This is a genomic window from Paraburkholderia elongata (assembly GCF_013177735.1).
GTDB lineage: Bacteria > Pseudomonadota > Gammaproteobacteria > Burkholderiales > Burkholderiaceae > Paraburkholderia > Paraburkholderia elongata.
In genome coordinates this window covers 1-12,398 of sequence record NZ_WOEZ01000308.1, presented here as the reverse complement: position 1 = coordinate 12,398, position 12,398 = coordinate 1, and the positions used below count along the sequence as shown (strand labels likewise).

Annotated in this window: 14 protein-coding genes; 13 read left to right on the top strand and 1 reads right to left on the bottom strand. The window is 63.2% G+C overall.

The genetic code is table 11. From position 1 onward, the window contains the following. A partial coding sequence (locus GNZ13_RS49275; RefSeq protein ID WP_172178701.1) for a GntR family transcriptional regulator occupies positions 1-574 on the bottom strand: 574 nt, incomplete at its 3' end. A gap of 116 nt (positions 575-690) precedes the next feature. On the opposite strand from GNZ13_RS49275, the gene GNZ13_RS49270 reads away from it, so the two are divergent. From GNZ13_RS49270 to GNZ13_RS49210, 13 genes are all read left to right on the top strand, one after another. Next, entirely contained in the window at positions 691-1,578 is an 888-nt protein-coding gene (locus GNZ13_RS49270) for a DMT family transporter (RefSeq protein ID WP_172178699.1), read from the top strand. Positions 1,579-1,689: 111 nt separating this feature from the next. Further along, positions 1,690-2,607, top strand: coding sequence for a sap1 transcriptional regulator SapR (gene sapR / locus GNZ13_RS49265; protein WP_172178697.1), 918 nt, complete (start codon positions 1,690-1,692; stop codon positions 2,605-2,607). A 276-nt stretch (positions 2,608-2,883) separates the two neighbouring features. Further along, entirely contained in the window at positions 2,884-3,177 is a 294-nt protein-coding gene (locus GNZ13_RS49260; protein WP_172178695.1) for a hypothetical protein, read from the top strand. Between the two features lie 227 nt (positions 3,178-3,404). Continuing rightward, positions 3,405-4,016, top strand: a complete 612-nt coding sequence (locus tag GNZ13_RS49255) for a GNAT family N-acetyltransferase (RefSeq protein WP_172178693.1) — start codon at positions 3,405-3,407, stop codon at positions 4,014-4,016. A 79-nt stretch (positions 4,017-4,095) separates the two neighbouring features. Continuing rightward, positions 4,096-4,350 carry an AbrB/MazE/SpoVT family DNA-binding domain-containing protein gene (locus GNZ13_RS49250; protein ID WP_172178691.1) on the top strand — a complete coding sequence of 85 codons (255 nt, stop codon included), beginning with the start codon at positions 4,096-4,098 and terminating at the stop codon, positions 4,348-4,350. Next, a complete protein-coding gene (locus tag GNZ13_RS49245; RefSeq protein ID WP_172178689.1) occupies positions 4,350-4,712 on the top strand; it encodes a type II toxin-antitoxin system PemK/MazF family toxin in 363 nt (120 codons plus the stop codon). The genes GNZ13_RS49250 and GNZ13_RS49245 overlap by 1 nt, the downstream gene beginning before the upstream one ends. A 23-nt stretch (positions 4,713-4,735) precedes the next feature. Then, positions 4,736-5,602 carry a MerR family transcriptional regulator gene (locus tag GNZ13_RS49240; protein ID WP_172178687.1) on the top strand — a complete coding sequence of 289 codons (867 nt, stop codon included), beginning with the start codon at positions 4,736-4,738 and terminating at the stop codon, positions 5,600-5,602. Between the two features lie 200 nt (positions 5,603-5,802). Continuing rightward, positions 5,803-6,804, top strand: a complete 1,002-nt coding sequence (locus GNZ13_RS49235) for a sulfonate ABC transporter substrate-binding protein (protein WP_172178685.1) — start codon at positions 5,803-5,805, stop codon at positions 6,802-6,804. A gap of 300 nt (positions 6,805-7,104) precedes the next feature. Further along, positions 7,105-8,004 carry a mechanosensitive ion channel family protein gene (locus tag GNZ13_RS49230; RefSeq protein ID WP_172178683.1) on the top strand — a complete coding sequence of 300 codons (900 nt, stop codon included), beginning with the start codon at positions 7,105-7,107 and terminating at the stop codon, positions 8,002-8,004. Between the two features lie 258 nt (positions 8,005-8,262). Beyond that, complete coding sequence (locus GNZ13_RS49225; RefSeq protein WP_172178681.1) at positions 8,263-9,876, top strand: flavin-containing monooxygenase; 1,614 nt, start codon at positions 8,263-8,265, stop codon at positions 9,874-9,876. A 65-nt stretch (positions 9,877-9,941) separates the two neighbouring features. Further along, complete coding sequence (locus GNZ13_RS49220) at positions 9,942-10,850, top strand: SDR family NAD(P)-dependent oxidoreductase (protein ID WP_172178679.1); 909 nt, start codon at positions 9,942-9,944, stop codon at positions 10,848-10,850. A 94-nt stretch (positions 10,851-10,944) separates the two neighbouring features. Further along, positions 10,945-11,826 carry a metal-dependent hydrolase gene (locus tag GNZ13_RS49215; RefSeq protein WP_172178677.1) on the top strand — a complete coding sequence of 294 codons (882 nt, stop codon included), beginning with the start codon at positions 10,945-10,947 and terminating at the stop codon, positions 11,824-11,826. Then, on the top strand, positions 11,823-12,398 hold a 576-nt coding region (locus tag GNZ13_RS49210), incomplete at its 3' end, for an alpha/beta fold hydrolase (RefSeq protein WP_172178675.1). The genes GNZ13_RS49215 and GNZ13_RS49210, both read left to right, overlap by 4 nt.

The window sequence follows — 12,398 nt, the reverse complement described above, 5'->3', positions numbered from 1 at the left end:
GCGCGTGCGTGCCGCCGTCGGTCAGCACGATCTGCTCGGGCGGCGCTTCCACGCCATGCTGCGCGAGCCGCCAGGCGAGTTGCTGACGCAGCGCGGGCAGACCGAGCGGGCTCGCATAGTCGGCAAGCGGCGACTGCGGATCGCGCGCCACGGCACGCAACGCGCGGCGCACGCCGTCTTCCGGCAGCCATGAAGGCGGCATCCAGCCGCAGCCCGGCTTGAACACCTTCGCACCGGCCTCCAGCGACTGCCGCGTGAGCCACAGCGGATCGACCTCGCGGTCCAGCCGCGGCCCGAGATCGGCAAGCGCGAGCGGCGGCGCGTGGCCGGACACAAAAAAGCCGGAACCGCGCCGCGCCACGATCACCCCTTCCGCGACCAGCCGGTCGTACGCTTCCACCACGGTCGACTTCGACACGCCGAGTGTCTCGGTCATCACGCGGATCGACGGCACGCGCGCGCCCGGCATCAGTGAACGGTTCGCGATGCGCTCGCGCAAGCTGTCCATCACCGCACCGACCCGCGTGCCGGTTGGCGCGCCCGAGGCCGCCCGGTTGCTATCGCTTTCCGCCATCTGTACTGCTCCATGTTCGGTACAGTTTGTACGAATTGTACTGATCCGTAGCTTACTCTTTGTCGCCCAAAAGCGGATGCTATGGGTTCAATTTTCAATGCGCATGGACTCTTTCGATGGACAAGACAACGAACGGCTGGGTGAGCGGCATGGTGGGCGTGTTGATTTTCAGCGGCTCGCTTCCTGCCACCCGCATCGCCGTGCAGGGCCTCGACCCGGTGTTTCTGACGGTCGCCCGCGCGACCATCGCCGGCACGCTGGGTCTGTTGCTACTGCTGGTGTTTCGCCAGGCGCGGCCTGCAAGACGCGACCTCATTCCGCTGGTGGTAGTCGCACTCGGCGTGGTGGTCGGCTTTCCGCTCCTGACTGCCTTCGCGTTGCGCCACGTCAGCGCCGCGCACGCCGTCGTGTTCGTCGGGCTCCTGCCGCTGTCCACCGCGATCTTCGGCGTGCTGCGCGGCGGCGAGCGTCCGCAGCCGGCGTTCTGGCTGTTCTCGGCGCTCGGCAGCGGCGCGGTGGTCGCGTTCGCCCTGCGCCACGGTCTCGACGCGTCGCCGCTCGGCGATGCGCTAATGCTGGCGGCGATCATCGTCTGCGGCCTGGGTTATGCCGAAGGCGCGCGACTGTCGCGCCATCTCGGCGGCTGGCAGGTGATTTCGTGGGCGCTGGTGCTGTCGCTGCCGGTGATGCTGCCGCTCGCCTGGTGGGCGCGGCCCGCATCGTTCGAAGGCGTGAGCCACGCGGCGCTGTGGGGGCTCGCGTACGTGTCGCTCTTCAGCATGCTGATCGGCTTCGTGTTCTGGTATCGCGGACTGGCGCTCGGCGGCATCGCGGGGGTTGGGCAACTGCAGTTGCTGCAGCCGTTCTTCGGCCTGCTGCTCGCCGGTTTGCTGCTGCACGAACAGGTGCCGCCCGCAATGATCCTGGTGACCGTCGTGGTGGTGGCGTGTGTAGCGGGCGCGCGGCGCTTCTCGCGCGCCGCACCGGTGCGGCCGGCAGTCTGACCGGGGTCTCGCCCGCGCGTGCGCACCCTGATTTTTAGGACCGCGCGATCGGCTGTCGAGTGAATATGTCATCATCTCGATGATCGATCCACCACTCGCACCGCGACTACGATGCCGACCGCTTTTGCACAAACCGTCGAAGCCCGCTTTGCCGAACTCACGCCCACCTCCAAGCGCGTCGCCAGTTACATGCTGGCGAATCTCGAGCGGCTCGGCCTCGAGACCGCCGATCAGATCGCCCAGCAAGCCGGCACCAGCGGCATCTCGGTGGGCCGGTTCTTACGCAGCATCGGCTACCAGAACCTCGACGACCTGAAGCGCGAACTGCGCGGCGCGCAGGAGCGCCCGTGGCTGATCACCGACCGGCTCGACGCATTTCGCCGCGCCTCCGGCCAGCATGACGAAGCCGCACCCGCCGCAAGCGGGCCTGACGCTTCCAATCACGCTTCCAATCACGCTGCCAACCCGGCTCTCGCCCACTCGCTCGAACTTGAAATCGGCGCGATCCAGCATGTCTACCAGCTCGCGCAATCGCCGGTGTTCGCCCGCGTGGCCGAACGCATCTCAAATGCGGACGCCGTCTATATCCTCGGCATTCAGTCCACGCGCGGCATCAGCAACGCGTTCTACAGCTACCTCGAGTACATCCGCCCACGCGTGTTCTATTCCGACGGCATGTCGGGCTCGTATGTCGATTCGCTGAACTCTGAGTTCAAGTCACCGTATCTGATCATCACCGATACGCGCGCCTATTCGATGATCGCGCGCCGCTATTGCGAAGCCGCCACGCGTCGTGGCCTGCCCTTCGCGCTCGTCACCGATATTTACTGCCCGTGGGCGCGCGAATTCGACGGCGATCTTTTGCAGGTGAAGACCGATGTCGGTCAGTTCTGGGATTCGCTGGCGCCGCTCACGTGCCTGTTCAATCTGCTGATCTCGGCGATTGTCGAACGGCTCGGGCCGGGCATCGACGAACGCGTTGCACGTAACCGCGAACTGCAAAGCGAATTCGACCAGTTCGAGCCTTGAAGCTGCTTCGCAGTAAACCATATCGCAACAGCACAAGCGGGCCTGCTGTGCTCGATTGCGTGCGCTGATCGCGAATGCTGTCGTCGCCGCAGCCTCGCCGCCGAGATACGCGTCGCGGATCCGCTCATTGCCGAGCAGGGAATGCTTCCAGAAGCACCCGCCTCGTAGGCGAATTCACGATTCAATACTTCCGATCGTGCCCGCCTGCGCTTGCCGAAGAAGCCAGAGACCGCTTTGCGGTATCCTCACCGGCTCGTTCAAAAGGAGGATGGATTCATGAAGTTTTCGATTTGCGTGGCGGTTGCCGCCCTGACGCTGTCCGCCACCGCGTACGCGCAAACCTCGCAAACCTTTCGCTTCGGCGAAGGCCAGACCACGCTGCCGTCCGGCAATGCCCATCCGGCACCCGCGCCGGGCGCGCAGGCCCAGCAGCCGCAGCCGATGCAAGCCCAGCAGCAGCCGCAAGCCGCGGAACATGCCCCGGCCAAGGCCAAGCCGAAGCACAAGTCGAAGCATCACCGGCATCATCGCGGGCATGTGACGCAGCCGGATACGTACTCGCATAGCTGATCGCCGAAACGCATGCCATGCGCATGCATCTTTGCGAAGAAAATCCGTAACGCCCGGCACAGCTGCATGGCCGGGTGCTCCACGCCAGGCCTGGATCGCGCCAGTCACCTATGCATGCGCGGATACTGCCTATAGATCGTGGCGATTTTTGACTCGCTTCAAATTCGGGCGCGCGGCGGGCATAGTAAAACGTATCCGCAGACTCACTGGCCACGACAGGAACACGTATGAGCACCACCCGCCCCGCGCCTTCCACGCCCCATACTGCTGACTCGGCCGCCACCCCGCCGCCCGCCGCGCCATTCATCCGCGACGCCACCGAAGTCGATCTGCCCGCAATCCAGGTGATCTATGCACACCACGTGCTGACCGGCGTTGCTTCGTTCGAAGAAATCCCGCCTTCCGTCGACGATTTGCGCACGCGGCTCGCGTCGGTGCGCAGTCATGGGTTGCCCTACATGGTGGCCGAGATCGACGGTGAAGTCGCCGGCTATTGCTACGCGACGCCCTACCGGCCGCGCGCCGCCTATCGCAACACGATCGAAGATTCGATCTATGTGAGCGACGCGTATCGTGGACGAGGCCTGGGGCGCGTGTTATTACAGGCGCTGATCGAACGCTGCGAAACCGGACCGTGGCGTCAGATGATCGCCGTGATCGCCGACGGCGGCAGCGGCGGTTCGCTGTCCCTGCATACTCAACTGGGTTTCGAATTGACCGGCACGTTGAAGGCGGTCGGGTTCAAGCACGGCCGCTGGCTCGACACCACGCTGATGCAGCGGACTCTGGGCGTGGGAGATTCGAGCGTGCCGGACGACGTGGCGCAGGCACGCGGATAAAGCGCCAATCGTATAGACATGTTGAAACCTTCTTGTTGGACGTATAAACTTGTCTAAACGTCCATAGGAGGTTGGAATCATGGCAAAAACAGCGACACTCAGGATCCAGCAGTGGGGAAACAGCCTGGCTGTCCGCATCCCCGCTGCTGTCGCACGCTCGGCGCATTTCGAGGTCGGCCAGGAAGTCGAAGTGACGACTGACGAGATCGGCGTGACGGTAAAGCCGGTTGGCCCGCGTAAGCTCACGCTCGCGGAGAAGCTGGCGAAGTTCGATCCTGCAACGCACGGCGGTGAGGCGATGGCCACGGATCGCATCGGTGCGGAGGTGTTCTGATGGCAAGAGCTTTGTGGGTGCCGGATCGCCGCGACATTATCTGGATTGACTGCAACCCTCAGGTCGGTCGCGAGATGAAGGATTTGCACCCCATGCTGGTCTTGTCACCGAAACCATTCAACGAGCGAACCAGCATCGTTATCGGACTCCCGATGACGACAGCCAAGTTCAACGACACGAATCCGTTTGCCATCAAATTTCAGGGGCCGAAAAACGTTACGAGCTACGTGCTTGGACACCAGCCCAAGTCGTTTGACTGGCGAGCGCGGGGTGCGAAAGCGCATCCGTGGAAGCGTGTACCCGATGAAGTCTTTGCAGCGGCGTGCGAGCAGTTGAACCAGATCATCGCAATTTGCGACTAAGTGCGGCGCGTTAAAATCCCCCCATGCCCAATCCGCCGCCCCTCTTTCCGCCCTTGCCCGCCGCCCCGAGCGTCCCGGCAAGCAACACGCCGCGCAACGAATACACGGTCGACGAACTCGCACGCGTCACCGACAGCACCGTGCGCAACGTGCGCGCCTATCAGGACCGCGGCCTGCTCGCGCCGCCGGAAAAGCGCGGCCGCGTCGGCGTGTATGACGACACACATGTGTCGCGTCTGAAGCTGATCAACCATCTGCTCACGCGCGGCTACACGCTCGCGAACATCCAGGACCTGATCATGGCTGTCGACGAAGGCCATGATCTGCGTTCGATCCTCGGCCTTGAAACCGCGATCGGCGGCCGCTGGTCGCGCGAACGGCCAAAAAAATATTCGCTGATCGAACTGCTGCAAATGTTCGGCGACAAAGCCTCGCCGAGCGCACTTGGCAAAGCGGTCGATCTGGGTTTGCTGGAGCGCGACGGCCTCTCCTTCGTGTCCGGCAGCCCCACGGCGCTGGCCGCCGGCGCGACCATGGCCAAAGAAGGCATTCCGCTCGCCGACCTGCTCGACACCGTGGGCATCGCGAGGCCGCATTTCAATGCGGTCGCGAAGGCGCTGGTCGATCTGGTGGTCCGCCAACTGGACCGCTACGACGCGGACGCGCTGCCGCCGCCAGCCGACGTGCCCGCCCTGGTCGACGCGATCTGGCGTGTGCGGCCGCTGGCGATGGTGCTGGTCGAAAGCGAAATGAACCGTGCGCTGGAAGAAGCCTCCGGCGATTATCTCGGCGACCGCGTCGCGGCGATCATGGAAAAGAAGCTGGGCCATCCGGCCGAAGGCACAGCCGCGGAGCGCGCTGCGGCAAAGAAAGATAAACCCAAAAAATAGCCATACCGGCGGGTATTCGGGGCCACCCGCGCTGCCACCCACGTTGCAACAAGCGCCTTTCCTCTCGCCGCTTATGCGGCCGCTTTCATGCCCCTTCCGCGTTCGCGCGCACGTCATATTCAAATCTGCATTGCTTCGTTTGATCGGCGGGACGTCCATGCGACGATCCTCGCCAATCGAACGCAATGGAGATTCGCCCGATGGGCCGTCATACCCGTTTTTCACTTCCAATCGCCACCGCGTTGCTGGCGGCATTCACGACATTGAGTGCAACCGCGCAAAGCAGCGGCACCGGCGCCGTCCAGCAGCCGGCCAAGGTACTGCGCATCGGCTATCAGAAATCAGGCTTGCTCGCGATCCTCAAAGCGCAAGGCTCGCTCGACGACAAGCTCAAACCGCTCGGCTACAGCATCAAATGGTTCGAATTTCCGGCCGGCCCGCAACTGCTCGAAGCACTGAACGCGAACAGCATCGACTTCGGCTACACCGGTGCGCCGCCGCCGGTGTTCGCGCAGGCCGGCGGCGTGCACTTCGTGTACGTCGGCGCGGAGCCGTCAGGGCGTCATGCAGAAGCGATTCTGGTCCGAAGCGATTCGGCTCTGCATAGCGTGGCGGAACTGAGGGGCAAACGTGTCGCGCTGCAAAAGGGCTCGAGCGCGAACTATCTGCTGCTCGAAGCGCTGAAAAAAGCCGGCCTGCGCTTCGAAGACGTTCGCCCGGTGTATCTGGCGCCCGCCGACGCGCGCGCCGCCTTCGAAAGCGGCACCGTCGATGCATGGGCGATCTGGGACCCCTACTACGCGTCCGCGCAACAGGCGCTGAAGGCGCGCACGCTAGTCGATTATTCGGAACTCAACGCTCCCTATAACTTCTATGAAGCCACGCGCGACTTCGCGCAGCAGCATCCGGATGTGATCGGCGCGATTCTCGGGCAGTTGCGCACCACTGGCCTGTGGGTGAACGACCATCCGGTGGACACCGCTGCGCTAATCGCGCCGAAGATCGGTCTGGATCAGAAGCTGGTCGAAACATGGGTACGCCGCTATCCGTACGGCACCACCGCCGTGACCGACGAGATCGCGCGCTCGCAGCAGATCGTCGCCGATGCGTTTTACGGCGCCCATCTGATTCCGCAGAAAGTTACCGTGAAGGACAACGTATGGCAAAACCGCGAGGTGACAACCAGTCTTGCGAAAAAATAGAACGCCACATTTCACTGGTCACCCGTCATTCAATCCATGACGGGGCCACGACAACACGCCCCCTCACGTCGCTATCGCGCGCCTTCCGCCCTCTCGCATCCGGAAACTCAATCTGTCAAAAAGGTTGAACCGGTAGAACTTTCTTTTTGCGAAGCGGTCCCTTCTCCGCACGCTGTAATCGCGTCATTCTCCGAATACCTGCTCGTCACTCGCGTTGCGCGGACGCGCGGGTTTCATGCTTCTTGTAAACCATGCGGCGAACAACACGACGCCGCTTAAAAAATCAGGACCGTCAAGGCCATGCAGAATTTACTCGCTGAGATTCACCCTAACCGGTGGACCTTCCTCTGGGACGCACTCACCACAATCTCGATGCACCTGTGCGCGGCCGCATTGATATTGGTGGTGGGCTGGTGGGTCGCCCGCCGCGTCGCACGCTCACTCAGCCGGCTGCTCGCGAGCCAGTCGCGCATGGACGCCACGCTGCGTCCGGTCATCTGCGACACATGCCTGTGGAGCATTCGGGTCGTCTCGATCATCGGCGCGCTGTCGCAACTGGGTATCCAGACGGCGAGCATCGTCGCCGTGCTCGGCGCCGCCGGCCTCGCTATCGGTCTCGCGCTGCAGGGCACGATGCAAAACATCGCGGCCGGCATCATGCTGTTGCTGCTGCGGCCATTCAAGGTGGGCGATTCGATTGAGGCCGGCACGGGCACCGTCGCGGGCACCGTCGAAGAAATCAGCCTGTTTACGACGCGTCTCACGAAATCCGACGGCATTTGCGAATACGTGCCGAACAGCGCGCTGTGGAGCAATTCAATCCGCAATTACAACCGCAATCCGACCCGCCGCCTCGATCTGGAAGTAGAAATCTCAGTGCGTGACGACGTCGACCACGCGCTGGCCGCACTGCGCAATCTCGCCAATGCCGACCCGCGCGCGCTGCAGAAGCCCGCGCCGCAGGTGATGGTGGCCCGCTTCGACGACAGCACCGTGGTCCTGAACATCCGCGTGTGGGCCAACATCGACGCGTTCTGGGACATGCGCTGGGACCTCGCTCGCCAGGTCCGTCAAACGCTCAACGACGCGCAATGCGGCTTGCCGGTTCGCACACGTGAACTGCATATCGTGCAAAGCAACGACTCCGACGAGTCCGCAGCGGCTCGCGTGACTGCCGCGCCGAAGGCTTCGGTGCAATAACGCGTTAAAGCTGTCAGCCGGGCGGGTTTCCGAAGCGAATCCGCCCGGGCATTTTTCACATGACGGAAAGACACACACTTTCCGCATCAGTCTCGAAGCCCTGCCCGACCAGCACCGCAGCCGCCTAGGCCTTGCGCCACAACCTTCTCCGCCCCATAGAGTTTCCCGTCTAACCCGCTGCTTGCGTCCTCCGTTGACAGCCTCTATTGTTACATCAACCAATGTAACAGTTAAGAGCGAAAAAAGGAGACGGATCGGATGAACGCACGCATGATGCCCCCCGACGACGCGGCGCCCAACGCATCCGCGCCCATCGATACCGATATCGCCATTATCGGCTCCGGCTTTGCGGGCCTCGGCATGGCAATCCGGCTGCGGCAAGCCGGCATGACCGATTTCATCATCGCTGAAAAGGCCGAGTCGGTCGGCGGCACCTGGCGCGACAACCACTATCCCGGTTGCGCCTGCGACGTGCAATCCCACGTCTATTCGTTCTCCTTCGCCCCGAATCCGCGCTGGACCCGCATGTTCGCGCGTCAGCCGGAAATTCGCGCGTATCTGGAAGAATGCACGCAACGGTTCGGCATCCGGCGTCATCTGCGCTTCGGCCATGAACTTGCCTCCGCGATCTACGACGAAACCCGCCACCGCTGGCAACTGACGTTCGCAAACGGCCAGCAATGGTCGGCGCGCGTGCTGATCTCGGGAATGGGCGGACTCTCGCGCGCGGCCGTGCCGAACATTCCGGGCATCGAGAAATTCAAGGGTAAGGCGTTCCACTCGCAGCACTGGGACCACGCGTATTCGCTCGAAGGCAAACGCGTCGCGGTGATCGGCACCGGTGCGAGCGCGATTCAGTTCGTGCCGCAGATCGCGCCGCGCGTTTCGCATTTGAACCTGTTCCAGCGCACGCCGCCGTGGATCATGCCAAAGGCCGACCGCGCGGTGAAGCCGTTCGAACAGTGGTTGTTCAAGCACTTGCCGTTCACGCAGAAGATCATGCGTTCGGCGCTCTACTGCATGCTCGAATCGCGCGCCTTCGGCTTCGCGATACATCCTTCGCTCATGAAGACCGCGCAGAAAGTCGCGGAGCGGCATCTGCGCCGCCAGGTGCCCGATCCGCAATTGCGCGCCACGCTCACGCCGAACTACACGATGGGCTGCAAGCGCATCCTGATCTCGAACGACTACTTCCCCGCGCTGTCACGCCAGAACGTGTCGGTGACGACCACCGGCATCGCCCGCGTGGAAGAAGACGCGGTGATCACGACCGACGGCGCGCGCCATCCGGCCGATTGCCTGATCTTCGGCACCGGCTTTCAGGTGGCCGATCCGTTTCCGGCGGGCGTGGTGCGCGGCCGCGGCGGCGTCGATATCGTCGATACGTGGCGCGATGGCGCGCATGCGTATCTCGGTACGACACTGCCTGGTTATCCGAACTTCTTCATGATCGTCGGCCCGAACACCGGCCTCGGTCACAACTCGATGGTGTTCATGATCGAGTCGCAGGTCGAATACATCCTGCGCGCACTGAAGACGATGAACACGGAACGCGCCGATGCGATCGAAGTGCGTCCGCATGTCGAGCGTGCCTACAACGAACAGATCCAGCAGAAACTCGGCCGCGCGATCTGGTCGACGGGCGGCTGCAAGAGCTGGTATCTCGATCCGAAGACCGGCAAGAACACCACGCTGTGGCCGGGATTCGCCTACAAATTCCGCCAGGCAACCCGCACCTTCAGCATGGACGACTACCTCGCGTATTCGCCCACGACGCAGCCGCTGAGCGGGCATGTGGGTTCGCAGCAACCGGTGCATGCGCATGGCAATTCAGCCACGACGGCGGCCGCGACATCCGCGGAAGCAACCTGAAAAAAAACACCACCTGAAAAAACATAACGACAAGGCACCGTTCAGAGAGGACAGGAGATAAACCAATGAAGAACTTCACCGACAGAGTGGCCGCGATCACCGGCGCAGGCTCGGGCATGGGCCGTTCGCTCGCGATCCGGCTGGCGCGCGAAGGCTGCCACCTCGCGCTCGCCGACCGCAATGCCACGAGCCTCGCCGAAACCGCGCAACTCGCACAGGCCGCCGCACCGTATATCGTCGGCTCGCCGCTGCGTATCACCACGCGTGTGCTCGACGTGTCGGACCGCGCCGCGATGTTCGATTGGGCCGCCGACACAGCCGCGCAGCATCAGCGCGTGAACCTCGTGTTCAACAACGCGGGCGTGGCGCTGTCGAGCACCATCGAAGGGATGGAGTACGCCGACCTGGAGTGGATCGTCGGCATCAATTTCTGGGGGGTGGTGCACGGCACGAAGGCGTTTCTGCCGTATATCAAGGCATCTGGTGCGGGACACATCGTCAATACGTCGAGCGTGTTCGGCCTCTTCTCGCAACCCGGAATGAGCGGCTACAACGCGACCAAGTTCGCTGTGCGCGGCTTTACCGAAGCGTTGCGCCAGGAGCTCGATCTGATGAAGTGCGGCGTGTCGGCGACCTGCGTGCATCCGGGCGGCATTCGCACGAGCATCGCGCAGTCGAGCCGGATCTCGTCGAACATGGTCGGCTTCATGCTGGAAAACGAACAGCAAGGCAAGGACGACTTCGAGAAGTTTTTCATTACCACCGCCGACGAAGCCGCTCGCGTGATTCTCGACGGCGTGCGCAAGAACAAGCGGCGCGTGCTGATCGGCCGCGATGCGCGCGCCGCCGACTGGCTGGCGCGTACGTTGCCGGCGGCCTATCAGGCGCTGGTCGTGATGCAGACGCGCCGCATGAAGCGCATTGCGGAAAAGCGCGCACGCCGCGCCGCGCAAGTGGACGGCCGACGCGCGTGATGCGCCGCCCGTTATCTACTGCCATACAGCGCGCAATGCAAACTACCCGATCAGCACAATCAGCAGCACACAAAGAATCGCAAGGAGAAAGGCCATGATGCCGGTTCGCCGAGACCTCCGTTTCAACTTACCACAGGAACGTGCCTGCGATTGGCACGTGCAGGGCTCGCACGTGACACACTTCTTCAACGCGCTTTCGCTTCTGTTCCCCGCCGGCGAGCGTTTCTTCATGGACAGCGTGCGCAACTACCGCGACCAGATCGTCGACCCCGTGCTTAAGAAGCAGGTGCTCGGCTTCATCGGCCAGGAAGCGATGCATACGCGCGAGCACATCGAATACAACGACCTGTTGCAGGAAGCCGGCTTGCCCGCGCATAAGCTCGACAAGCGCCTGTGGGCAATTCTCAACTTCGGCCGCAAGATCCTGCCGCATTCGTACCAACTCGCGGTGACGGTCTGTCTCGAGCATTACACGGCAATGCTGGCTGGCTTGCTGCTGGAAGACGCATCGCGTATCGGCGGTTCGGTCGAAGGCTATACGCAGATGTGGACGTGGCACGCGCTTGAAGAAACCGAACACAAATCGGTTTCATACGACGTGTGGAATGCCGTGCTCAAACCCGGTCTCGGCCGCTACCTGCTGCGCACCGGTACGATGCTCGCCACCACGCTGACGTTCTGGCTGATCGTGTTCGACTACCATCTGCGTTTGATCATCGCCGATCGCAAACGCGGCGGCCATATCCGCGGCATGTGGCGCGTCGTGAAGTATCTGTACGGTCCGCGTCACGGCGTGTTCCCGCGTATTGCCGGTGAATGGCTGAGCTTTTTCCGACCGGGCTTCCATCCGTGGGATCACGACAATCGCGCGCAACTGTCGCGCATCGACGGCCTCGTCGCCGCGGTCGACGCCACCAACGCGGCCACGCCGAACGCACGCAAGGCCGCGCGACGCGGCGTACGGGCGGCCGCGTGATACGCGACACGCTGTCGGTCGAGGCCGGCGACGTGCGGCTCACGGTCTACGTGAGTGGACCGCGCGACGCGCCGCCGATCGTGCTGGTGCACGGTTATCCGGATTCGGCGGCAGTGTGGGAACCGGTGCGCGCGCAACTCGACGCGCGCTACCGCGTGATCAGCTATGACGTACGCGGCGCCGGAGCATCCGATGCACCGCAGTCGCGCGCGGGTTACCGGCTCGAGCGGCTGGCCGCCGATCTCGCAGCCATCGCCGATGCAACGTGCGACGCGCGGCCGTTTCACCTGGTCGGCCACGATTGGGGTTCGATTCAAAGCTGGGAAGCGGTCACCGACCCGGCCTTCAAAGGCCGCATTGCGTCGTACACGTCGATCTCCGGGCCGTGCCTCGATCACGCGTCGTTCGGCTTACGCGGCGGCGCTGGTGCTGGTGCTGGTGCTGGTGCTGGTGCTGGTGCTGGTGCTGGTGCTGGTGCTGGTGCTGGTGCTGGTGCTGGTGCTGGGCTTCCGTTTGGTGCTGGTCTTCGGCAAGCGCTCAAACCCTGGCACCTTCTCTTCTCTCACCTGCCG

Bases quoted from the DNA above. Each gene is read 5' to 3' on its own strand.
- GNZ13_RS49230 (WP_172178683.1), top strand. From the start codon at position 7,105: ATGCAGAATTTACTCGCTGAGATTCACCCTAACCGGTGGACCTTCCTC.
- GNZ13_RS49235 (WP_172178685.1), top strand. From the start codon at position 5,803: ATGGGCCGTCATACCCGTTTTTCACTTCCAATCGCCACCGCGTTGCTG.
- GNZ13_RS49270 (WP_172178699.1), top strand. From the start codon at position 691: ATGGACAAGACAACGAACGGCTGGGTGAGCGGCATGGTGGGCGTGTTG.
- GNZ13_RS49225 (WP_172178681.1), top strand. From the start codon at position 8,263: ATGAACGCACGCATGATGCCCCCCGACGACGCGGCGCCCAACGCATCC.
- GNZ13_RS49255 (WP_172178693.1), top strand. From the start codon at position 3,405: ATGAGCACCACCCGCCCCGCGCCTTCCACGCCCCATACTGCTGACTCG.
- sapR (WP_172178697.1), top strand. From the start codon at position 1,690: ATGCCGACCGCTTTTGCACAAACCGTCGAAGCCCGCTTTGCCGAACTC.
- GNZ13_RS49260 (WP_172178695.1), top strand. From the start codon at position 2,884: ATGAAGTTTTCGATTTGCGTGGCGGTTGCCGCCCTGACGCTGTCCGCC.
- GNZ13_RS49215 (WP_172178677.1), top strand. From the start codon at position 10,945: ATGATGCCGGTTCGCCGAGACCTCCGTTTCAACTTACCACAGGAACGT.
- GNZ13_RS49245 (WP_172178689.1), top strand. From the start codon at position 4,350: ATGGCAAGAGCTTTGTGGGTGCCGGATCGCCGCGACATTATCTGGATT.
- GNZ13_RS49220 (WP_172178679.1), top strand. From the start codon at position 9,942: ATGAAGAACTTCACCGACAGAGTGGCCGCGATCACCGGCGCAGGCTCG.
- GNZ13_RS49240 (WP_172178687.1), top strand. From the start codon at position 4,736: ATGCCCAATCCGCCGCCCCTCTTTCCGCCCTTGCCCGCCGCCCCGAGC.
- GNZ13_RS49250 (WP_172178691.1), top strand. From the start codon at position 4,096: ATGGCAAAAACAGCGACACTCAGGATCCAGCAGTGGGGAAACAGCCTG.